The sequence below is a fragment of the Flavobacterium sp. genome (genome assembly GCF_039595935.1).
Classification (GTDB): domain Bacteria; phylum Bacteroidota; class Bacteroidia; order Flavobacteriales; family Flavobacteriaceae; genus Flavobacterium.
Genome location: NZ_JBCNKR010000004.1, coordinates 454615 through 480426 on the forward strand (window position 1 = coordinate 454615; position 25812 = coordinate 480426).

13 protein-coding genes are annotated in these 25812 nt (G+C 36.5%); all 13 read right to left on the minus strand.

Features of this window, described 5'->3' with window-relative positions:
• Positions 1-96: 96 nt before the first annotated feature.
• The 13 genes from ABDW27_RS02270 to ABDW27_RS02330 all read right to left on the minus strand — a co-directional run bounded on the left by ABDW27_RS02270 (position 97) and on the right by ABDW27_RS02330 (position 25701).
• On the minus strand, positions 97-1242 hold the full coding sequence (locus ABDW27_RS02270; protein ID WP_343694434.1) for a sialidase family protein: 1146 nt from the start codon (positions 1240-1242) through the stop codon (positions 97-99).
• Positions 1243-1385: 143 nt separating this feature from the next.
• Complete coding sequence (locus tag ABDW27_RS02275; RefSeq protein WP_343694435.1) at positions 1386-4136, minus strand: glycoside hydrolase family 78 protein; 2751 nt, start codon at positions 4134-4136, stop codon at positions 1386-1388.
• Between the two features lie 172 nt (positions 4137-4308).
• Positions 4309-5910: a glycosyl hydrolase family 65 protein gene (locus ABDW27_RS02280; protein WP_343694436.1), complete on the minus strand. Its 1602-nt coding sequence runs from the start codon at positions 5908-5910 to the stop codon at positions 4309-4311.
• Positions 5911-6028: 118 nt separating this feature from the next.
• Positions 6029-8479, minus strand: a complete 2451-nt coding sequence (locus tag ABDW27_RS02285; protein WP_343694437.1) for a glycoside hydrolase family 95 protein — start codon at positions 8477-8479, stop codon at positions 6029-6031.
• A 268-nt stretch (positions 8480-8747) separates the two neighbouring features.
• Complete coding sequence (locus tag ABDW27_RS02290) at positions 8748-10166, minus strand: acetylxylan esterase (RefSeq protein ID WP_343694438.1); 1419 nt, start codon at positions 10164-10166, stop codon at positions 8748-8750.
• Positions 10167-10466: 300 nt separating this feature from the next.
• Entirely contained in the window at positions 10467-13247 is a 2781-nt protein-coding gene (locus ABDW27_RS02295) for a glycoside hydrolase family 78 protein (protein WP_343694439.1), read from the minus strand.
• Positions 13248-13404: 157 nt separating this feature from the next.
• On the minus strand, positions 13405-15270 hold the full coding sequence (locus tag ABDW27_RS02300; protein WP_343694440.1) for a six-hairpin glycosidase: 1866 nt from the start codon (positions 15268-15270) through the stop codon (positions 13405-13407).
• Positions 15271-15355: 85 nt separating this feature from the next.
• Complete coding sequence (locus ABDW27_RS02305) at positions 15356-16273, minus strand: glycoside hydrolase family 43 protein (RefSeq protein WP_343694441.1); 918 nt, start codon at positions 16271-16273, stop codon at positions 15356-15358.
• 267 nt (positions 16274-16540) lie between these two features.
• Positions 16541-18115, minus strand: a complete 1575-nt coding sequence (locus ABDW27_RS02310) for a glycoside hydrolase family 28 protein (protein ID WP_343694442.1) — start codon at positions 18113-18115, stop codon at positions 16541-16543.
• A 173-nt stretch (positions 18116-18288) separates the two neighbouring features.
• Entirely contained in the window at positions 18289-19686 is a 1398-nt protein-coding gene (locus ABDW27_RS02315) for a glycoside hydrolase family 140 protein (RefSeq protein WP_343694443.1), read from the minus strand.
• Between the two features lie 155 nt (positions 19687-19841).
• Positions 19842-22994: a DUF6298 domain-containing protein gene (locus ABDW27_RS02320; protein WP_343694444.1), complete on the minus strand. Its 3153-nt coding sequence runs from the start codon at positions 22992-22994 to the stop codon at positions 19842-19844.
• A 266-nt stretch (positions 22995-23260) separates the two neighbouring features.
• Entirely contained in the window at positions 23261-24967 is a 1707-nt protein-coding gene (locus tag ABDW27_RS02325) for a polysaccharide lyase (protein WP_343694445.1), read from the minus strand.
• A 47-nt stretch (positions 24968-25014) separates the two neighbouring features.
• Entirely contained in the window at positions 25015-25701 is a 687-nt protein-coding gene (locus ABDW27_RS02330; protein WP_343694446.1) for a DUF3826 domain-containing protein, read from the minus strand.
• Between the last annotated feature and the right edge of the window lie 111 nt (positions 25702-25812).

The window sequence follows — 25812 nt, forward strand, 5'->3', positions numbered from 1 at the left end:
TTAGAAGATGAAGAAAATTAAGCTTAATGTTCTTTTTAAAAGAATAAATAGATACAGCAACTTAACTTTCTTAATCTCTTAATTGTTCAATTTATTTTACTCTTCTTCCGCTTTTACTGCTGTAACAACTTTTCCTTCTTCACCTGGCCAGATTCCGTTTTTAATTGGAAGTGCCACTAATTTACTTGGATCAACTTTTACATATTTCAGTTTTTCTCTTCTCCAAGTGTAAACAATATGAACCATACCGTCTGAACTTTGAATCATTGAAGGATAAGAATATTGACTGATTTTTGAATCTTCTAAAACCAAAGCGGCATTCCAATGAATTCCATCTTTAGAAACCGAAACATTCAAAGGCGTTCTTGGTCCTTTTGCTTCTTTTCCTGGAGGCAAAACGTGATTGTAAACCAGTAAATGCCTGCCGTCTTTAAGTGTAACAGCATCTGTTCCTGAGTTGTTATTTGGTAATCCGATTAACTCTACGTCCGACCAAGTTTTTCCGTTGTCTTTTGAAAATGTACTGAAAATTGCTCTGTTTCTGGTTCTTCCAATTGCCTGAATACTTCCGTCCTTATGAAACAAAATACTTGGCTGAATCGCATTGATTTTTTGTTTTCCTCTTGGAAGCGTGTCTCCCATTACCCAAGTTTTTCCGAAATCTGGAGTAGATTCCATGCGTAATCTCCAACCATCACCTTCGATACTTGACGGACATAATAGAGTTCCGTTGCTTAATAAAACTGGTTTATTTTTGATTGGTCCTAAGAAACCATCTGGCATTTTTTGAGCCTCAGACCAAGTTTTTCCGCCATCAGATGAAGTTCTGATTACGCCCCACCATTCTGATGGTTTTGGTCCTATTTTGTAGAATAACATTAAATCGCCACCTGGAATCTGATATAAAACAGGGTTCCAAGTTGGTAATCTTGGGCCTTCTTTCATGACACCATCTGCAACTTTTACACCTTCATTCCAAGTATCACTTTCTTTGGGTTTGATAGCTACGTAAATGCAAACATCAGGATGTCTTTCGTGAGTTCCTCCAAACCATGAGGCAACTAAATCACCATTTGTAGCTTCGACAATTGTAACGGCGTGGCAAGACGGATAAGGCGCTTTATCGTAAATAAACTGATCTACTAAAATTCCTTCTTTCCAAGTCTTTTTCTCTAAAGCCGATTTACAACTTCCTAAAAGGAAAAGTCCAAACAAGACAAATGCTAATTTTGTTATCTTCATTCTTAATTAAATTATGAATTATTTTTTCTGACTATAAATACATACCTAACATTTTTTTAGGTAAAAATATTTAATAAGTGTAAAAATAACACCAAAAAATTAACAATGTATCCTGTACTGTCCCGAATTATTAAAAATGCAGATTATTTAACGCTAATAGCAAAATTTCCTGACGAAAGTGTGACAATTGTTTGATTTTTTTCTACCGAATAAGTGTAAGAAGTCTTATCCAGCTTCTGTTTATTGATTGAAATGGCTGAAACATTAGTGGCAGGAAGATACACAATTGCAGAAGTATTAGCCGGAATAGTAATATTCCAAACCAATGCTTTTTTATCTTTTTTCCAATCGCTTTTAATTGTTCCGTAAATTGATTCGTATGACGCATTTACGTAAGTCAATCCTGCATTAAAATCTGGTTTCATAATAATTTGTTTAAAACCAGGAGTTTCAGGGTTGCTTTTAATTCCTGCCATATTTTCGTAATACCAAATCAATAAATCGCCTAAAAGCATGACGTGATTTTGCGAATTCATTGCAGGATCTGCCGTGTTTCCATTCCAAAGTTCCCAGATTGTTGTAGCGCCATTTTCGACCATATACCCCCAACTTGGATATGTTTTATTTGATGCCAGTTTGAAAGCCAAATCGCCACGACCAAAATTAGTCAGCGTTCGCATTAAAAACTGAGTTCCGATTACTCCTGTACTTACGTGACCATTTTTAGTCACTTCAACTTCATGTACCAGATTTTCGAAAACCTTTTGTTTTAATTCTTCTGGAACCATTCCGAAAGTCAAAGGCAATAAATTGGCCGTTACGGTATTATTCGCGTAGCTGTTTTTTGATGCATTGAAATATTTAGCATTGAATGCTTTTTTAATTCTTGAAGCTAATTCATCATAATGTTTAATGTCATTTTGTGCATTCGCGATTACCGCAAACTTTTTCATGATATTTAAAAGCTGATAATAAAACGCACTCGAAATCAATTCGCCATCCGTTAAACGAGAAGGATCTTTGGAACGAATTAATTCCAAAGATTCTGGCGGAACGCACCAATCGCCATATTTGTCTTTGGTCATAATATCATCAACCAAATAGTTTTCTTCCATATAATCCATCCATTTTTTCATATATGGATATTGTTTTTCTACCACTTTTGTATCTCCAAATTGCTGATATAACATATCTGCAACTGTAATATACGTTCCCGGCCAAGTTACATTATCGCCGTAATAACGCCAAAAAGCTGGTGCCACATCTGGAATTCCACCATCAATAGTTTGTGAGTTTTTAATATCGTCTAACCATTTCGCATATAAAGTCTGATTATCAAATAAGAAACTTTCTCCGTAAGCTCCTGTTGTTCTATCTCCTAACCAAGGCTGACGTTCATTTCTTTGCGGACAATCAATTGGCATTCCTTTATAATTTCCGCTGATTCCCCACCATGCATTCTTAAAAATCTGATTTATGATTGGGTTTGAAGAATCGAAAGTTCCTGTGGTCTGAATATCATCATAAACGACTTTTCCAACAAAATTTTCTAAAGCTGGTTTTGTTTTAAATCCTGAGATTTCCACAAATCTGAATCCGTGAAAAATAAAACGAGGTTCCCAAACTTCTTCGCCTTCGCCTTTTAACGTATAAATATCAGTTGTTTTCGCATCACGAAGATTGGCAATATACAACGAACCATCTGGTTGTAACGATTCAGCAAATTTCATCGCGATTTTGTCGCCAGCGTTCCCTTTTACTTTCAACTGTAACCAGCCCACCATATTTTGCCCCATATCCAAGATATAAGTTCCTTTTGGCGTTTGTTTGATTGAAATCGGTTTTACTTCGCGTTTAATCTTCATATTCGCCGACATCTGTCCTTCATAGAATCCTCCCGGTTCTTGAACGTATCTGGCGTTTATCCAGTTTTTATCATCAAAATTGGTCGTGCTCCAGCCTTTCATTTCCTTGCGGGCGTCATATTCTTCGCCATCGTATTCATTGTTAGCCAAAATCGGGCCGTCGGTTGTTAGTTTCCAAGTATCATCAGTTCTGATAACGTCTTTGCTTCCATCGGTATATTCTACAAATAATTGCAGAGCCATTTTCGGCAAACCAAATGACTTGATTTTATAGGGTTTATAGTCTTGGCGCATAGCAAAAAATCGTCCGTTTCCTAAAATCGTTCCCAGCATGTTTTTACCTTCTTTCAATTGCGAAGTCACATCAAAAACATTGTATTTTATATTTTTGGTATAATCGGTAGGAACAGGTGCTAAAACTTGATCACCAATTTTATTTCCATTAATGTACAACTCGTACAAGCCCATTCCCATAATATAAACTTTGGCGCTTTTGACTTGTTTTTTCAGGTTGATTTCTTTTCGCAGATAACGTGCTGACAATTTTGAATACTGCGAAATGCTGTCATCTTTCGACAATTTTTCATAACCAATCCAACGTGTCGATTTCCAATCTGCATAAGTCAAAATTCCGATGCTGAAATGTGCCGTTTCTTTTGATTGAACTTCGCCTTTATTCGTAAAAACCGTTACTTTCCAATAAACATCTTGTCGGTCTTTTAGTTTTTTTCCGTTATAAATCACATTGATAGAAGCGTCACTTTGAACTTTTCCGCTATCCCATAAATCTCCGTTTCCTGCACTTAATTTCTCTAAACTTGATGAAGCAGTAATCTGATATGAAGTTTGTTTTACATCATTAATAACAGCTTTTATTTTCCAGCTCAATCTCGGCTGTAAAACATCAATTCCTTCCGGATTGGTCAGCATTTCGCATTTTAAATCACTTACACTGATTTTGTTTTGGGCTTTCGCCGAAATGGTGAAAAGTAAAATTATTAAGGTAAGATGTAAAAAAAACTTTTTCATGATTTTATTTTCAGTCCCAGAGGGACGATATATTTATAGATTTTATAATCGTATTTCCTTAAGCCCCAGAGGGGCGACATAATTTTCTAAAGGTATCGCTCCGCTGGAGCTTTTTATCTTTTGGGTGTATATTTTGCTATAAATATTATGCTTCTCCGAAGCATTGAAACATCTATTCAGAAACCAACTTCTCCAATCTCTCAGAAACCGCAATTTCTTTTCCGTTTTTAAAGATTCTAAAACCTTTCCCTTTTTTATATTTTTCTCCAGTTTTATCCCAAAGAATGGTAATAATATTGCCGTGATACAGGACATTATCCAAACAAAACCAATCCCATTTTTCTTGTGGAATCAACGGATTTACTTCAATCTTTTCATCAGCTCTCGGACGTAAACCAACCAAGCCAGTAATCACTAAATCATTGAAAGTTGAATGATTATAATAACGGCTTCTTTCCCTGTCGCCCATTAACCAATAACCCGTTGTTTCGTCCAAATATTCACCAAGATAAGGTTTCCCTCTGTAATATTGCGACTGAACGTATAATTCCATTTGTTTGAAATAATCAGGTTTTGCTACATAATTCTGATTGTAATTATTCAGAACATTCGCCAAAGCAGTTAATGTCTGCGAACTTGCAAATGGCCAGATCGCACCATCCCATTCGCAGGTTCCTGTTCCGTGTGTTCTAAAACGCGGACTTCTTCTTTCCGCCGTTGTTAAACCAAACGGAGCCGAAAATCCTTTTTCATCTTTAATTTGCTCCCAAGCTTTTTCAAAACCTTTATTTTGCTCCGGCAGATTAAAATACCACGGAATAAATCCGATGGCTTCTCGAACCTGCGCCAAAGTATCTTTTTCTGTAAAGGTCTCAAAAAATTCGCTTTTCTGATTCCATAATTTCGTTTCCACTAATTTTTGCAGAACATCAGCTTTAGCTTTGAATTTTGCTTCAACATCTTTATCGCCTTTCATTTCTGCCATTTTAGAAATCGCCACAGCATTTCCGTACATATAACTGTTAATCGTTGGTCTTGCATTTTGCACTTTTCGCCCGCCACTTAAGGATTCTTCCATCCCGTCTTTTACATCATGTTGCCAAAACAATCCATCTTTACGCTGACGGTCTTTTTCCCAAACAGTATAATCGGTAACCATGTCTGGATACAAATCCAATAAGAATTTTTCATCTTTATTCACCAAATAACGATTGTATAAAGCATCGGCTGTCCAACTGCTGAATTTATACAATTTATTCATTGGTTTTCCATCATTTCCTCGATACCAGATTTTCACATCCTGCTCAATATATTTCGGATCATGAACCCATCTGAATTCATTGATATGATGTCCCAAAGCACAACTGATCATATTGTATTTATCGGCATACGAACGGTCTACCAAAAACTCTGTGATCGCAAATCCTTGTGGTGTATTCTTAATATGTTTTCGAACGCTCCACCATCTGAAATAATAGATTTCCTCAAAATTCTGCTGTGGACATTCAAACAACGGAATATTATTTTCCATCCACGCCCAAGCACTGTCATTTGGAATCGCAAACTTCAAATTTTCATCTTCCATCGTATTGAAATAATCAACATAATGTTTGAAGTTTTTTTCTTTTAAAATAACCGCTTTTCCTTTTTGAGAATGTCCTGCACCAGATTTGCAACCGCTACTTATAGAAGCAATTACAATTGAAAGTGTTATTATTTTATGTTTGAAATTTTTTAGCATCTTTTTAAATTCTGATTTTTTTTCTTTTCTCATCGTTTTGTCATTCTGAGGAACGAAGAATCCTCGCAAGTAACTCCACAATCTTTGTCGATTTTGCAACGAAGATTCTTCGTTCCTCAGAATGACAAATAGGACGTTTTACTAATCGCAATTAATTCCCAGTAAAAGTATACGTCTGCCCTGCTTTCATATTCACATCGTAAATATTGTATGTTGGCAATTGAACTTTAGGCAATTTTGCTTCATTAGAAATAATCGGTTTCTTCACTTCCACATCATAAAACAACGGGTTTAAATTTTTCCCTTTTGTTTTTTTGATTGAAGAACCTTTTAGAGTGTTCTCTACTTTCAATCGGCAATTTCCACCAATTTTTGAATAGATTTTAAGCGTTGAAACTTTATTATTTTTCCAGGTCATATCAATTACAAAACCACCTCTTGCAACCAAACCTTTTATGCTTCCGTCTTTCCAGACAGTTGGTAAAGCTGGCAATAAATGAATAGCATCTTCCTGACTCTGCATCAGCATTTCGGCAAAACCGGCAGTACATCCAAAGTTACCGTCAATTTGAAATGGCTGATGTGCATCTAACATATTTGGATACGTTCCGCCACCTTTTCTTTGATCTGCTGTTACCAAATGCAATTGATCCTGAATCAGTTTATACGCATGATTTCCGTCTAATAATCTCGCCCATAAATTCACTTTCCACCCCATTGACCAGCCTGTAGATTCGTCTGTTCTGTAAATCAGGGATTGTTTTGCTGCTTCAAATAATTCAGGCGTTTTAATTGGCGAAATCTGATTACTTGGATACAATCCGTACAAATGCGAAACGTGTCTATGATTGTCTTTTGGATTGTCCCAATCGTCCTGCCATTCCTGCAACTGATTGTGTTTACCCACTTTCATTGGAGGCATTTTTGCCAAAGCCTCGCTTACTTTTTTCACATAAATAGCATCTGGCGAAACCAAAGCCGAAGCCTCAATTACATGCGCAAACAAATCAAAAACCAGCTGATTGTCCATTGTCGTTCCCGATGCAATCGTTGCTTTTCCAGTTCCGCCTGCGTGTGTATTTTCAGGAGAACTTGACGGCACAACCACTAAATATTTTGTATTTGGATCAATTACCATAAAATCCAAAAAGAAATCGGCAGCGCCTTTCATGATTGGATAAATTTCTGCTAAATATTTTTTATCCCCAGTATATAAATATCTTTCCCATAAATCCTGACAAACCCAAGCACCACCAGTCGGCCACATTCCTGAAGCAGCTGAATCTACCGGAGCGGTTACACGCCAAATATCGGTATTGTGGTGTAAAACCCATCCGCTGGCATTGTACATTGTTTTTGCCGTTTCTGCGCCTGTCACAGCTAACTCTTTTGCCATTTGCACAAATGGCTCGTGCATTTCCTGCAAATTGGTTACTTGTGCCGGCCAGTAATTCATTTCGGCATTGATGTTTGTCGTGTATTTACTATCCCAGGGTGGTGTTACCATATCGTTCCAAATTCCTTGTAAATTGGCTGGCTGTCCGCCTGGTTGTGAACTCGAAATTAAAAGATAACGCCCAAACTGGAAATACAACGAAGCTAATTGCGGATCAAATTGTTTCGAAAAATCCCTGATTCTTTCGTTTGTTGGTTTCTTTGTCAATTCGTTTGAACCTAAATCTAAGGCAAGTCTGTTGAAGAATTTTTGGTAATAATCAACGTGGGCTTTCTTTATGGTTTCAAAATCTTTTGTTTCCGCTTTCGCTAAATAATCTTTGCTTTTCGCAATTTCATCACCTGAAATATCCTGATAGTTTTTGAAATTGGTAGCAATCGAAATGTATAAAATCACTTCATCTGCTTTGTTGATGCTTAAAACGCCATTGCTGGCATCGATTTGCCCGCCTTTGTTTTTAGCTGTTAATCGGCCTTGAAATTTTACTTTTCCTTTTACGCCTTCAAAATTAGTTCCAACTCCCGAAAGTATTATCTGGTTTCCTTCTGTCGAAGCTACCGTTTTATCAATCGGGCTATTCATGAAAACGTTACAAGTAATCTGTCCAGGCTGACTCGCAGTAAGTTTTACCACAATGACCTGATCTGAAAATGCGGTTAGAATTTCTCTTGTAAATTCAACGCCGTTTACTTTGTATTTTACTTTAGCCGTAGCATTGCTGATGTCTAAATCACGGTAATAATCGGTATATTTTTGATGTCCGTTGAATGAAATATAAACGCTTCCGAAAGTTTGATATGGCATTCCATCATTGGTTTGCGACATGATATCCTGCGTTGCTAGATCCTGCGCTTCATCAAATTTTCCGTCAAAAATTAGCTGACGAACAATTGGTAATGCTTTTATCGATTTAGTGTGTGCATTGCTGTTTGGAGATCCTGCCCAAATGGTTTCTTCGTTCAGTTGCAAACGTTCTACTGCTGGGTCGCCAAAAACCATTGCGCCCAAACGTCCGTTACCTAAAGGCAAAGCTTCGTTCCAGATAGAAGCTGGTTTATCGTACCATAATTTTAGGTCGCTTTGAGCCGTTGCTGTTAAGGAAAAAAGTCCAAAACAGATTGCGGTTATTTTAATTTTTAACTTCATACTTTATCGTTGATGGTTAATAGTTAATTGTTGTTGGTTATTCTCATAAGAGTATATTCCACGATTTCAACAGATCAATTATTAAATTCATATTTCTTTATTTCTTAAACTTCTAATCAAAAATTAAATGTTCTTAAATGACGAGAGTGCGTGAGGGATAGAAGCTGGCTACCGAAGTAGCGCGGATAGCCCGACGCAATTTGAGAAAGGGGGCGAAATGAGCGGTTACAAAAGTGCCCCCTTTTTCAAATTGGGTCACGCCCAAATATCATTTCTTAACTTCATATACTTTCAGATTTTTTTCTCCGAACATTTCATATAATTTGTTGATATCTTTCAGGGCATTTTTCGGCAATTTTTCGCCTTTATCTCCAAAAACAAGTAACTTTTCTTTTGGTTCAATCACACAAGTCGATTCGTCGATTTCGCCTTTGTCGTTCTTGACTTTATCCAAATCTAAATTTAAATATTTCGCCATAAACGGATACAAAGCCATACGTTTTGAGATTCCGAAGTCATGTCCTTCTTTTGCAAAATGGGCATTCTCTACTAAATCTTTCTTTCCGTACAATTCGTATGTTCTTTGGATAAAAGGAAATTCCAGTTCCGGAACCGCCAATGTCCAGTCTTTTCCGTCAGAAACAATCAATTGTGGTTTTGGCGCCATCATTGCAGAGATTTCGGCGTTGTTAGTTCCGTTTCCGCACAAGTGAATTCCACGTCCGCTTTCGCAAGGACAACCGCCTGAGAAATGTGACGAAACCATTACAACCGGAGCCGAAACTTTTACACGATCGTCAACCGCTGCTAAAAACATCGTGTGCGATCCTCCGCCAGAACCACCTGTAACACCAACTCTTGACATATCGGCATTTTTTACGGTTGATAAATAATCCAGTAAACGAATTCCTGTCAGCAACTGTACAGTCGATGCAATGCTGTTTCTATGTGTTTCTTCTGGAAACTGTAATAACGATTCGCCCCACGCAAATAAATCGTAACCAACTACAATTGCGCCGATTTTGGCCATCATGGCACAACGGTACTGCTCGTCTTTTCTGTATCTTCCGTCGCCGAAATGCCCGTCTGGCGTAATAATTACAGCCGATTTTTTATTGAAAGGATACGGTTTATAAATCGATCCTGTGGCATAAACTCCCGGAAGAATTTCCAAAGCAATATTTTCTACACTGTAGTCTTTGTAAATTCTTTTTGGAGTTAAAAGTGGTTTAGACTTCGGCATTGGGGGTGCCTTTTCTAATCCAAATGATGCAATCATACAAGCTTTTAACTCCGTTTTGCGTTTCTCCCATTCTTCTTTGGTCGAATAAAGGCTTTCTAAGTAAAACAAGCGTTCTTTTCCTTTATCTACCGAAACTTTATGGTTTTCATACTTGCGTATGATGTAGGTTCCATCGGGTTGTTTAAAATACATCAATTCAAACGGCGCTAAAATATTAGTCAGCGAAAGTGGCAGATTTCCGGGTTCAATTCTCCAGTCGGCATAGTCGAGTTCTTTTCCCTTTAATAAACCTCTGTCATCGTTGATGGTTACGTTAAAAATAGTCTCGATTTTTTTAAGCGTTTCTGATACTGGCTTTCTAAAATTCGTATCGGAAGTGCTTTGCGCATTGGCAAATGTCAAAGCAAAAATGGAAACTAAGAAGATGTATTTTATTTTTTTCATTTTGATATTGTTGTGTGTTGGGACGCTGATGAGACGGATTCTCTATCGCGAAGACGCAGATCAAAGCGGATTTTTTTATTTTTTTTTAATTGCCTCCAGTTTTAACTGGAGGAAAACATTATTGATTTCTACAATTGGCTTTAGCCTAACTTATTTATTTGGCTAAAGCCCTGTAACCTGTGTTATTTTTTAACCTCCAGTTAAAACTGGAGGCAATTCAATTTTACATTTTATAATAAAATCAAAAATCCGTATAAATCAGCGTCTTCGCGATAGCGAATCCGTTTCATCCGTGTTCCATTATATTGTACATTCTATTGTATAAATTCCTGATCCTAATTCTAAAACAGGCTTTTGCGCTTTTTCATTAAAACCTGCTCCAACTCTTTTATTATCGATTTTTATTTCTGATTTTTTAGCAACTGGCAATTTAATTGTTGCTGTTGTATTTACCGGAATCTGAACGGTCAGAATAAATTTGCCGTCTTTCTTTTCCCAAGAAGAAGCAATTTTTCCGTAAACGGATTGATAGTCCGCTTTCGCGAAAGTCATATCGCCAACCACTTCTGGCTGAATAAAGAAATGTTTGAATCCAGGTTTTTCAGGATCAGACATAATTCCGGCTAAACTCTGATAAAACCATTCTTCAATTTGCCCTAACATAAAGTGATTCCAAGAATTTCCTTTCCTCGGATCCCATTGTTCGGTTAAAGTGGTCAAGCCAAATTTAATCTGAAAACCATAACCCGGCGCATCGTAATGATTGTGCATTCTATACATCGTTTCGTTTTCGCCATTTCTTGCCAATGTTTGAAATAAGTAACGATTTCCAACATCACCTGTTGTCAAACGATCTCCTTTTTCTTTGATATCGGCTAAAAGGCTCTGCATTACCGCATCTTTATATTGCGCTTCTACAATATCCATAAAAATCGGAACAGCGTTGCTAAACTGACTATTGGTACCGTATTTCTTGGTTTCTTCGTTGAAAAACTCTTTGTTGAAAGCTGTTTTAATTTCTGAAGCCAACGTATTGTATTTCTCAAAATCCTCAGTTTTGCCCAATAATTTTCCTGCTTTAGCCGTCAAATACGCTCCATAATAATAGTGCGAAGTGGCAGAAAGCGCAATCGGACTATTTTTAGAATACCCTGCAGGATGTGTTCCGTAATCGTACCAATCGCCTAATCCATGTGAAACGATATTGTTTGTCGCTTTGGTTGCTAAATAATCAACATACTTTTTCATTACTGGATAATATTTTTCTAATAATGAAGCATCTCCATAATATTCATAATACATCCAAGGCAAAATTACGCCTGTTACGCCCCATTCCGGAGAATCGGTAAAATCACCTCCAAAAATGACATATTCTGGAACGATTGTGGGAATTAATCCGTTATCACGTTGTGAATCAGAAATATTCTGCATCGTTGCAGGAAGGAAATTCTGCAAGTTGTAATTGAACATCAAACCTGGGCCATTCAACTGAATTTCTTCCAACCAGCCTAATTTTTCACGTTGCGGACAATCGGTAAAAACACTTTGGAAATTACTTTTTATCGAGTTATTTATCAGTTCATGAGTTTTGTTGAAAATCTCGTTCGAACAAGCAAAACTTCCCGCTTCTCCAGCCGAATTGTAAATAAAATTCGATTTTAAATCAACCAAAGTTGGAAACTCTTTATTCTTATCTTCTTTGTAATTAATGTTTTCTATCTGAACATATTGATAACCGTAGAAACTAAATTTTGGTGTCCATTCTTCCACACCATCACCTTTTAAAGTGTAATCGTAATAATACGGTTTTCCAGATCTTCCTTGCGCGATTGTGCCTTCTTCATTTAATCCTTCAGCAACCCAAACACGAATTGTTTGCCCTCTTTTTCCTTTTACTTTGATGGTTGGAAATCCCGAAAGATTCTGTCCCATATCAAAAACATAGAAATTGGGTTTCAGCTCTTTTACGGTTTTCACCTCGTATTGTTTCTGAATCGTAACTGGAGGTGCTGTCTGTGGTCTAAGAACTCCTTTTGGCGCTTCCTGAACGACTACTTTTTTCCACTCTCTATCTTTGAAACCTTTACGATTCCAGTCTTTTTGTTCTAAATTGGCATTGTAATCTTCTCCTCCAAAAATGCTATTATAAGTAATCGGACTTTTGCTGTATTTCCAAGATCCATCTGACTTTATAATTTCTTCTGAACCGTCATTATACTTGATTTTCATCTTAAAGAATAAAGTCGGCGGACCAAAACTCACGAAGAATTTCGTATATCTTTCTGCAAGTGTATTGTACATTCCGTTTCCTAACAAAACACCAATTACGTTATCGCCTTTTTGAAATTCTTTTGGACTTAATTCGTAAACATTGTAATTAACCGTTTTATCATAATCGGTCCACAAAGGCGCAAATTGACTATTTCCAACTTTTTTCCCATTGATAGTCAATTCGTAATGTCCTAAACCAGAAATATAAACAACGGCTTCTTTGACTGTTTTCTCTATTTCGAAAGGTTTACGAAGCATAATACTTCTGCGCGCCAAAGAATCGGAAGCATTGATAAAGGACATCTTTTTTTCTCTGTTGAAAGTCGCTGTATGATACGTTCTTCCTTCTGGTAAATGACTATCAGCTTTGGTAATGGCACCAATCCAAGTTGGATTTAAATCTGATTCTAGTGAAGCGGTTCTGAATGAAGCAGTTTTACTCCATTTTGAAACTTTTCCTGATTGATTCCAAACTTTAACTTTCCAGAAATATTTGGTTTCGCTTTTTAATGGTTTTCCGCTATAAAGAATATGCAGGTTTTTATCGGAATTTACTCTTCCCGAATTCCAAATATCTCCATCGTCATTATTTAGTTTTTCTTCTGATGAAGCTACTAAAATCAAATAAGCGACTTGTGAGGCATCAGATTCTTTTGAAATCAATTGCCAGCTTAATCTTGGCTGATTTTGAACCACTGCTAACGGGTTTTCTGCCATTTCCGTGGTCAAACGTACTGGCAGAACTTGCGCATTAGAAACTACAGTTCCTAGAAGACAAACGGATAATAATATGCTTTTAAAAAACTTCACTTTGTATATTTTTTTTCGCCACGAATACACGAATTTTCTCTAATTATTCTTTGCGTTTTATTTCTCTAATTTTTACCGAAAGTTTAATTCGATTAATTTATGACAAAAAACACGTATCGATTATAAAAATAATTCGTGAATTCGTGGCTATTTTTCTTTACAACTTTTTAGTTATCAACGATTCGATATTGAATACTGCTTCTGGGATTAATTTTCCGGTTTGAGGCAGGTCGTCGTAATCGTCTGTATCTGGCGCTGTATCTGGATCTGGTGAATGTCTCTGCTCTCCTGTGCGGAACATAATTCGCTCAAAACCATCTGTTGGCGCATAGAATATCTTTGTTGATTCTTTTCCATCGTTTACTTTTATAGTGTACTGACGGTTTTTAGCATCTAATTTAACTGTGATTGTATATGCTTTGTTTGCTTCGTACTTTGTAACCGAACTCAAACGCGCACCATTTTTCACCTTTAATTCTCCATCCGAATCAAAAATTAATCTTACAGAAGGCAAACCTTGTTTGTTTTGGAATTCAACTTGTAATAAACCATGATTATTTTGCTCTGGTTTTACGGTGAAAACGGCTTCCATTTTTGAAGCAAAAGGAATGACTCTTTCGGCACGAGAATAATCAAAATAATCCTGATCTCTTAACGTTAACCATTTTTTACCATCGGCTTTCTTTTCGATTTTGGTTGATGCCCAAGAAAGATCATACGTATTCCATAATTTTAATTCTTCTCCATCAGGAAGAGTATTGAAAACGTCATTTACATTTTCGGTTACAACTGAAGTTACTGGAACAGGAATCGAAGCAACCCAAATATCTTCTTTATTTACACTATAACCTACCCAGATTTTTCCGTCTGGCGGAGTTCCGTTTTTTTCTGTGATTCCACGAACGTATTGAGGACCTGCAGATTTGTAGTTTCCTCCATATCGCATCGGACTTACTTCTCCATGAACCAATAATAAATCTTTGTAATTTAAACCGTCGTCACTTGTCGAAATCGCCAAAGGCCAGCGATATTCTGACGGATTGTAAAGTGTAGCATAACGATTGTCTGATGTTTTTTGTCCCCAGATTTTAGCATTGCTGTTTACAAATCCTGGTGCGCGCAATGGCATATAATCCCAAGATTTTCCGCCATCTTTACTGATCGAAGTTAAAGCATGTTTCCATAACCCGACTACATTTCCGTTTGGTAAATGATAATAACTAAATGCTTTGTATGGTTTCTGTAACGGAATTAATTCATCATCACGATCGGCTTCTTCCACCCATTGTTGTAAAACCAATGGTTCTGATAAAATTTCTTCGCAGGCTTTTTTCAAACCTTTATCTTTTGATGCAGTATAAAATGGGAATTTCGATTTCGACTTATCCCATGTTTTGTTATATCTGATGAAATAGATTTCGCCGAAACTTCCGTCTTTCTTGATTTCACGAATGACACGCCCAATACCTTTTCCGTCGTTTGGATCGTCTTTTTCATCCATTGCGATTCCGTAATACGCTAAAGCAAAAAGTCGTTTGTCTTTTGACGTATAAAATCCCATTCTTTGGTGCATAATCGCATCTAGATTTTTGGCAACGCCTTCAACGCCTTCTTTTTTCCATCCGTCAGGAATACGATAAATTGGGAAAATCACTTCTGGTTTTGTCCACGTTACACCGTCTTTAGAAGTCATTAATAAAGTCTGGCTTGGCGGAATATGTTCTCCCGAAGGATCGCTTAAATAATGCAGATAAAAGGTATTGTTCCAATACGCCATCATCGGCTGGTGGTTGTACGTCCATCCAAAACCATCTGCTTTTTCTGGATGTTCACGGCTGGCACGCATGATTTGTGTGGCGTGAACTCCAACTGCTGGACTCAATTGTCCATGATGATAATCGATGTTTGAAAGTGTTTTACCAACGTAACGTACCGTGTCGTTTTGTGCATTTAGAGCGGTGCAAGCCAGAAGAATTGTGGCCGTTGTGATGACGTTGGTTTTTATGTTTTGGAAAATAACCATTGCAATTTATATTTTTATCTGCTTGATCTGCAAATCTGCGGGAGAAAAAAATTACTCTCGCAGATTTTGCAGATTTAGCTGATTTTTATTTTTTATCAATTAATCCTTTTAAAACGTCTGCTGAAATTGTTGTAATCGTTCCGTGTTTGTGTCCTTCTGGAAGACTAATTTTAGAAGATACATCTTCAAAATGAACAAAATCTGTTGTGCTTAACGCTTTATAATTTTTTGAACCGTAATTATCATAATATAAAAGCCAATTTTTACCGACTTTCACTACCGTTGGACCTTCCGATAAATATTCTGTCAGAGGCTCAGAACTTTTTTGAAACGGCCCTAAAGGCGATTTTCCGAAAGCTACTTTTATGTTTCGCATAGGTCTTGTGTTGTCTTTCAAAACCAAAACATACTCTTTCTTTCCTTTTTTGACAATCACGCAGTCAATTACGCTGAAACCTGGATCGTAATATAATTTTGTATCCGAAAACGTTTTGAAATCTTTTGTCGTTACGTAATACATTCTGTGGTTGTTTTTCTCTTCCTCCACTCCTTTTTCAAATCGGAACGGAATTGTAGATGCCCAAATAATAATGTATTCTTTTTTCACATCATCATAAAAAATCTCAGGCGCCCAAACGTTTACGACTTCTGGTTCGTTTTTCATTACCGGAATATATTGCTGTTCTGACCAATGAATTAAGTCCTTTGAACTTGAATAGCCAAAACCATTTCCGCCTTTCCAGTCGGTTGTCCAAACCATGTGATAGGTTCCGTCTGCTCCTTTTGTGATTGACGGATCACGAATAATTTTACTCGCTCCGATTTCTGGCTTTAAAAATGAGCCTTCCAATCCTTTCCAATTGTACCCGTCTTCGCTGTATGCCAAATATAAACCTTCTGTTGCGGGTTCTCTAAACGACGTAAAAAGATATAAATCTTTCTTTTTTTGTGAATAACTCACAGCAAAAAGCGAAAGGGTTAATATGATGAATATTTTTTTCATTTCTTCTTTTTTCTCCTGCAAGGTTTTCAAAACCTTGTAGGTATTTCTATACTTTTAATCTAAACCTACAAGGTTTTGAAAACCTTGCAGGATCAAGCCTAGTCTTTCTCTTTAGCCCCGATTGCAGTGGAAATCCTTTTGTACTGGGGTTCAGTACAAAAGATTGTAACGGAAAGCGGGATGTTGTTTCCAAAAAAGCCTGATATTTCTGCTTCTAAATATAATTATTAAATACCTACAAGTTTTTGAAAACCTTGCAGGAACAAACTATTCTGTAATCGCTTTTTTATCTAAATCTTTTCCTTTTTTAATCGCTGTTGTTACGTTGTTGAACACATTATTTTTCAGGAAAATATTTTTAGTGTCTTTTCCATTTGCCTCAATAAAAATATCGGTTGGATTGAATGGAAAATTATTATTGATCAATGCATTTGAAACATTATCTAATTTGATAACTGGAACTTCTTTTATCGCTGTTGAAGATCCAACGTTGTCTAAAATCACATTTTTTGAATCTGAGATTTTGAAAGACGAACCTACAGTTGCGTTCACTTTTACATCGTGAAATTCAACATCTGTTGCCGTGCTTACGGTAAAACCTTCTTTTCCGTCCATATTGATGTTGGAGAAAGTGATGTTTTGAATTGGCATTTCGGTAATACCTAAAATCTGTCCAGCTTTGTTTACGTTTGAGGCCGTGATGTTGCTCATGTGGATGTTTCTGAAAATCGGTGTTTTCTCAGTTACTGGTTCAACCGTAGTTCCTTTATCGTAGAAAAGACTCAAAACAATAGCTTCTTCTTTGATGTTTTTCATGACAATATTATCGACACGAATATCTTCTACAACTCCTCCTCTTCCACGAGCCGACTTAATACGGATTCCGCGATCTGTTCCGTCAAAAACACAGTTTGAAATCGTGATTTTTTTGATTCCACCCGACATTTCGCTACCGATAACCACTCCACCGTGACCGCTTAACATCGTACAGTTTGTTATCGTTACATTTTCTGTTGCTTTTCCATATTTACGTCCGTCGCCGTCTCTTCCTGATTTAATCGTGATGCAATCATCTCCAACACTAATATGGCAGTTTGAAATATGAACATTGGTACAAGAAGAAGGATTGATTCCGTCTGTATTTGGCGAATGCGGATTGAAAATAGAAATTCCAGTTACAGTCACATTATCACAAAATTCTGGATTGATGGTCCAGAACGGCGAATTTTTAAAAGTTACACCTTCAATCAAAATGTTTTTGCAGTTGTAAGCCTGAAAGAAAGAGGGTCTAAAAAATCTCTTATCTACCGTTCTTTTGTAGTATGGTTCTGTGTAAAGCCCTTTGTTTTGCTCTTCCCACATAGTTTGGTATTTCGTTGGAGGAAGCGGTTCTTTTGCCGTTTCGATTCGGTAAACTTCATTCCACCACGCTTTTCCTTGTCCGTCGATTACGCCTCTTCCTTTTATGGTGATATTTTCTGCGTCTTTTGCATAAAATAAAGGCTGGAAACTTTTCATTACAATTCCTTCGTAACGCATTTCTACATAAGGAAGAAAATCATCAAAGTTTTCTGAGAACTTTAAAAGTGCTCCAGAATCTAAGTGAATTGTAATGTTGCTTCTTAATGTTAAAGCTCCCGTTAAATATTCTCCAGCAGGGAAAAAGATAGTTCCTCCACCGTTTTTAGATGCTTTTTCAATAGCATTCTGAATGGCTTGGGTACATTTTATTCCTTTGTTGTTTCCGCCTTCTTTTAGGATGTTTATCCAACCGTCTTGTGCAAAAGTGGTGTTTAAACCTATTATGAAGCAGAGTATTATTAGTATGTTTTTAATTTTCATAATTGCATTATTTTATCCTCATTTTTGTCATCCTGAGGAACGAAGGATCTCCGTTAGTAGCTCCGCATGCTTGAGCAACTTTGTAGAGTTACTTGCGAGGATCCTTCGTTCCTCAGGATGACAAGATTGCGGGTAACCCCAAAATCTTTTATAAATTACTTTTCACTAATCACTTAAATAGATCTCAAAATCAAAACCCAGTCATTACCATCTTCTTTTTTTCCTTTTGGCTGAAAGTTTTGAGTTCCTTTGTTATCAAATGTTCCGATTTTTGTTTTCTTTCCGTTTCTCGGATTGTACCAAGTTGCTTCGAATTTATCTCCAGCGATTTTTCCTAGTTTTACTTCTATTATTCTTCCGTTGTAAGTATATAATAAAGCGTATTTTTCTCCTCTTATGGCCGAAATATAATCGTATTTCTCGCCTTGATTAACCACTAAAGAAACATCTGGAACTCCTTCTAAAAACGGAAACTCTTCCATTAATTTCTTAATATAAACCATCTGTTTTGCTCCAGGAGCATTTATTGCAGATGTCCATAATTCTTTGTTTCCGTAAGCGGGTTTATCGCCTTTTCTGAACATTTGCATTACGGCATTGTGCCCATATGTGTATCCAGCTCCACCTGATAAAACCGACCAATATCCGTAACGGCGAACATCGCTTGCTGTCCATTTTGGCTGTAAAGTATCGTGTAAACCGTGTGGAATTCCTTCATAAGACGGTTCTCCATCAAGTGTAGGTTTTGTTGGTTTTAATTCGAAATCTCTTAGAACGAATTTGTAATTATCTTCTTTGAAATTCGTTTTTGATGAATCCTGATCGTATCTTCTATGTCCTGATTGGAACATATTGAAATCCAACCATTTTTCGTTGTGAAAGTTTTCTGAAGAATCGGTTCTTCCAAACGGATGAAAAGTCACTAACTGATTTGGATTGTTGGTTTTTAAAGTATTTCCGATGGCATTCCAAATATCCTGAAATTCATTTCCGTGAGTATCTCCACCGTTTAACCAAATTACGTTGGTTCTGTTTTTATATCGATTAGCTAAGAACTTAGCATATTCAGTTGCTTGTTCTTTGCTTACTTTATTTCCTTTTGAAACATTAGTTCCCCAAACTGGAACCATTGCTACATAAATTCCGTTTTTCTGAGCTACATCTAAAGTATAATCTACGTGATCCCAGTAATCGTATTGTTTTGCATCTTTGAAATCATTTCCTGCCGTAATCAAGGGTTTTGAAACATCTTCGTTAATTAAAGCTGCATCTCCATACACGTTTACAGCATTTATATTATGCAAAACCATTACCTGAACAACATTGAATCCTTTGTCTTTTCTGTCTTTGAAATATTTATCAACGCCTGCTCTGTCCAGTTTTCCGAATGCCAGCCAGCCTGTGTCGCCTAGCCAGAAAAATGGTTTTTCGTTTTCGGTAACAAAATAATGCTGATTTTTAGATACTTTGATTTCAGGCAGAGATGCTTTTGTCGATTGCGAAAATCCGCTTTGTGCTGTCAACAAAAAGCTTATACTTAAGGCGTATAAATATTTAATTTTCAGATTCATTTTGGGTTGTTTTAAATTGTGTATTTATTTTTTTGCCACAGATTTCACTGATTTAATGGATTATCCAAGCTTTGTCTATAATTTTTTTCACGCAGATTTCGCAGATTAGGCAGATTTTATTTTTAATTCTTTTAATCTGTGCAATCTGTGGCTAATTATTTTTTCACTACAAAAAGCACTTTTTCCTTTATTTCAGCTTGAAGTATTGTGACTTGTTTTCCTCCGCTGATGTTGGCTTTTTTCGTTATATTTCCTGTTGAAACATTGATTGCAAATATTTCAAATATTCCTTTTTCGTTTGCTAAATCGATGGTAATATCCTGATCGTTTTTCAAGTAAAAAAGATAACTTTTTCCTTTGTTTTCCAATTTCCAAAGATTGTCTGAAAACGTATTTCCGTCAACTAATTTCATTTCGCTTAAAGCGGAATAAAATTGAGGCAATTCGATTTTCGGAATGTTTGGCATCGAAGCTCCTGCCATTAAAGCGGGCCATCCGAATCTTGACGAACTATCTGTTGAATATAAAATAACTTTTTCAGGATATTTTTCTCTGTATTCACGAACTGCACGATAAACTTGATTGTCGGTTTCTTTTCCGGTTTTTAGTTTTCTGGCGTGCTGCCTTGGGGCTAGATTTACGCCTCCTTGTGGTGCATAAGCTGAACCGTCTTCTTTGTAATACCAATAACGAATGTCGATTACGTCAACGGTTTTTACTCTTTTGGCATCATTCAAAATAGCATCCTGAACGTCTTTGGTAGCACTTAAACCAATTAAACCTTTTTTACCAGTTTCATCTTTCCATTTTTGTGCCTGATCAATCCAAAATTCCATAAAATGTTGCGGACCCGTATATTCGGCACTTGTTAACTGAATTACGTTGCTGTTTTCCTGAAAATTTTCGAATGATTTTCTGATGAAACCTTCGTGCAATTTTCTTCTTTGAGGATTCGTAATATCATAAAACTGCTCCGCCATGAAAATACGTTTATCTCCTGCATAAGGCGGTGGCTCTGGAAATCCTGTACTATTGATATTATTTGCTGAACGCCAAGGTGAACTTGCCCAGTGTGCTCCAGCTTCTAAAATATTATGCTGAAAATATTGCTGATTGATTAACAATTGTCCGTTTGGTTCAGCAAGCGTTGCAAACTGAGCTAAACGACTCCAATACCAATCGTTGAATTTTGTTAAATCGTATTTACTCAAATGATCCCAAGCAAAATCTTTTCCGCTTCTGGCGAAAGGCTGTTCGTAAAACGGAGGCCAAACATCGTCATCGACTCTACGAACACGTTCGTGATCGTCCATTCTTCTGTCGTACCATAAACCGTAATTATGTTCTAAGGCAACGATGTTATTTTTAGTCAAATAATCTATCGTTTCCTGTACTTTATCTGTCAATCCGTTTCCTGTTCTTCCTGGAACAAAACGCGTGATATGCGGTGTCGATTTGTTTACGAAATCATCGGTTAAATCTCCTCTCCACCATGCTACATTGGTTTCTTTTCCTGCAATTACTTTTCCTTCAAAAGTCAACCAACCGTTTTCTGTTGTTACTTTTGAAATTGATTTTTCTGTTTTATTTGGAATAATTTTTAAATCGTTTGCATTTTTTAAGCCTTTACTGTCTGTATTAATCGGATTTGCTTTTGAAGCTTCTGCAATCAACTCCTGTAGACTTTTTGCTGTCGTTGCAGCGTTTTTAGTCAATTCCTCAGCTACTTCTACACTCGGACTTGAAGAAGCTTCTGAACCTAAATCATAGATAAAAGGCTCAACTGGAAGTTTTCCTAATCTGGCTTCTAGTTGTGTGTAGAATAAACTTCTTGGACTGATATGTTCGTTTACGTTTTTCCAATATCCGTTTCCTCCAAATTGTCCCCAAACTCCAAAAGCCCAGTTTTGTGCTGTTGGCGGGCTGTAACATTCAACTTTTGATGCCGATGATTCCCAGATTACGGAATTAGCCGATGTCCATCCTGCGCCTCTTCCGCCTTGTTCTCTATTATTGTAACTTAAAGATTTTCCATCGATGTTTGTAATGTCAAATAAAATTCCTGTTGCCCAGCTTCCGATTGCGCCGCTATTTTCGAATGGCAAATGTGATTCGCACTGAACAAATACATTTGGGCCTGTTGTTCCAAATCCGCCCACAGCGAAATCATGATATCCAAATTCTGAATAACAGCGTTGAAATAAAGTTTGCTGGCCTTCGGTATAAAAAGTATGTCTTCTGAATGAAGCGATTTCTGAAATCGGTTCTGTGGCAATACAATCTTCAATCGTAACTTGCTGACTTGTTTTTAAAACCGTAACGGCTCCGCCTGCAAAGTGTTTGAAATTCACTTGTTTTACCCACGCATTTCTAGTGTTTTCAATACTGATTGCCTGCCATCTGTGTTCTTCATCTTTTAAGTTTGATGAATTATAAGTTGATTCTATTAAAATATTTTCAATTCCAGTATTTTCAATTCTTCCCTCCCATGAATAAACAGTTACTTTTGAATTTCCGAAAGCATCATCCAAAGACATTGTAATTGGAGCGTTTACAGTTACTTCGTTTCCGTTTATTTTGGCTACAACTCTATTCCAGGTTGTAGTCCAATCTCCTTTTTTCCAGCCAATCCAAGAAGTTTCTCCGCCGAAATCCTGCATGTTAACTTCTTTAATGAAATTATCGGTTAAAGGTTTGCTGATTTCGATTTCGTCTCCGACTTTTAATTTTGCTGTATTTTTTAATTGAATTTTCTGAGTTCCAAGTGGCGTATAAGCATTGGCGAATTCAAATGAATCTTGATACACTTTATCATTTTCTCCCAAAATTCTAATTAAAGCTTCTCTTTCTAATCCGGTTCCTAAAAGTACGGTTCCGTTTTCGGTATTTCCGCTTCCTCTTAATACTACTCCTGATTTTCTGATGTATAATGTTCCGCTGATTTTGAAAGTTCCTTTATCCAACAAAACAGCTCCACGAAAACCTGATTTATCTGGTTTTAATGAACTTACATAATCAATAGCGTTTTGGATTTTTTGAGTTGCATCTTCTTCTTGTTTGGAAACAAAAATTTTATTGTTCAGATTTGGAAGTGCAACTTCAGAATTTCTGTATCCTGCAAAAGAAAAATCAGGAATTTTATTTCCTTGATTATCTGTTGTGAAAGAAAGTTTTCCTTCTTTGGTTTTAACGATATCTGGGAAATTGTTTTGGGCTGTGATGTTTCCACTAATGAAAAGAGTAATACACATTAACGAAAATGTATTTTTATAAGAAGAAACTATATTTTGTAATTGATTGAAATTCACTTTTTCTTATTTTAAATTTCAGAATTTAGATTCTTAAAATTAACCTTTTAAGGAACAATAAATTTATAAAATCCAATTTTCTCCAATCTTGTCATTTCGACGAAGGAGAAATCTTCGTTGCTATATCGGCAAAGATTGATATTCTTTGTGGAGCTTCTTGTGAAGATTTCTCCTGCGTCGAAATGACAAACTAAATGGATATTCTTTTGTGTAATTAAACCTGACAGGTTTTAAAAACCTGTCAGGTTTGTGTTGAAAATACTTAACTATTGCAATAATGATTTTAACTTAGCCAAAGTATCCGTATTATTTTCGATTTTCGTCCAATCTGTTTTACTAGTTGGATCGATTCCGTTAAAATACTTTTCGATATTCGTATAACCATCTCCATTTGCATCTTTATTGGCATCTGAAGCATCGTTTGGATTTAAACCATATTTCTTTTCCCAAGCATCTGGAATTCCGTCATTATCAGAATCTTTATAGGCTTTTCCTTTGTAAGTTGGGTATCCGCCCACTTGGTCAGGATGTGTAATAATTCCTTTTTTATAAGAATCGGCAGGTAATCTTCTTTTGATATATTCTTTTCCAATTGAGTTTTCTAAACCGTCTTTAACTTCGATTTTTCCTGTACGAACTTGTTTTAGGATTCTTTCATCAACCGCATCTCTTTTCGGAATTGTCGCTCCAACATTAGACAAAACAAAATCATAAGCTTCCTCAGCCGACATGATATTAAATTTTGGCATTGAGAAAGGTTTTGGCTGTTTGATTGCTGCTAAAAATTCCTTTGTTTCAGCTTCTGGAAGATTTTCCAATTGTACTCCGCCATTCCAGTTATCTGCTGTAACTTCAGGTGAACCTACAATAAAATTACCTGAAACATAAGCTCTTCCGTATTGTTTTGGTTCAATATAACCAGATTCTGGTTTTACAATTCTATGCGAAATAGGTTCATTTACGGGCGTAATTGGTCCTGGTTTAAAATAATTGTTGATAATGTTCAACATCGAACGATAATCACCACCGTCCAGCGTACGATTCCACCAATTGAATACTACGTTATTCACAAAATTAAAGTCGCCATACATTCCGATAGAAGCATTTCTAGAAATGTTGTCTGCCCATAAATTGCGCATAAAAGTACTATTTAATCCGCCGATTGTACTTCCGAAAGCGTGGTTATATGTATCTAAACCTTCTGATGAAATGGTGTTTTGAATTGTAATATTACAAGCCGGTAATTTTTCCAGTTTTGATTTTGCATTAGCTGCAAATTGATGTCTGTATAAAGAAATATTTTCGTCTAATCCCCAACTTACAGAGCAGTGGTCTACAATGATATTTCCCATTGGATTTCCACCTAGCGCATCATCTCTTCTTGTAACTTCTGTAGCTCCACGACGGAAACGCATGTGTCTGATGATAACGTCGTGCGTATCAATTTCTAAAGTTTCTCCGGCAATACAAATTCCGTCACCTGGAGCCGTTTGTCCAGCAATGGTTACGTAAGGCGCACGCATGCTGATTCTCTTTTTCAATTGAATAATTCCCGAAACGTTGAAAACAATTGTTCTCGCTCCAACAGCTTCACAGGCTTCACGAAAAGTTCCTTTTCCACTGTCTTCTAAACTCGTAACCACAAATATTTTTCCGCCACGACCACCTTGTGTGTACGCTCCACCGCCTTCAGCTCCCGGGAAAGCTGGAATATCAGCAAAAACAAAATCTTTTGGATAAGAAGCCCAAGGTAAATAAGGTTTTCCTTGTTTTGCTTCTTCTTTGATTATATGAAGATTAGCATTCCAAATTTCGCTCAGTCTTTTTTCTTCGTCAGCTAAAATAGCATCAGCTTTTTCCTGAACGGGTTTTGGAATTACGGGATACTGGGCATACGCCGATGATACAAGAGAACAAAATGACAACGCCATAAATGTTCTTTTTAAAGTACGGTTTGGAAAAATATTTTGCATTGTATTGTGTGGTCTAGTTAATAGTTTTTGGTGTAAAGTGTAAGAGATTATTCTTTTGCAGTAGAATCTTTTGCTTTATTCTTTTCTCTTTCTTCAATACGTTTGTGCCAGTCAGCACTTTCTTTGTTTAAATCGTAACCTTGTTTTGATAAATAGTTGTTTATTCTTCCTTTGTATTTACCAAACCAGCCGTGTTTTTCTTTAGAAGAACCTGCGTCCATTGCATGCTCTCTGGCTTCTACTAAAGCTTTGTAGATATAGTCTTTTTGTTCTGCTGTTAAATTTGGAAGCATATCATTGTAACCCGCAACTGTGATTGGAAGAACACCATAAGTCATTCCGTCTTTCACTTCAGTGATTTTGTCTTCAGATAATTCTTTACCTAATTTTTTGATGTACGATTTGTGCAGTTTTGCAATTGATTCGTCTGCTTTTGCTTTGAGTTTATCAATTTTCTTGTTTTGATCTTCTTTAGCTAAAGAAGTGTCTTCTTTTATTTTTTTGATTTCAGCGTCTCTTCCGTCCTGGATTTCAGTTAGATCTCTGAACTGTTGTGCGATGATATTTGAAACTGCTTTTTCTTTTGCTTCGTTTTTCAAATCTAATTTGGTAACGATTTTTGCGGCTCTTTCGTTAGTAACTTTTACATATTCAGGATCTAAATGCTGTTGCGCTATATTGCTTCCAAACACTAAAAGCATCATTAAAATCCCTATATTTTTTATTGATTTCATCTTGATAAATTTTATGAATTACAATATTTAATCTGCCTGATCTGCTAAATCTGCGGGCTAATTTTTCTCTCGCAGATTTAGCAGATTTGCAGATTTTTATTCACATGATTT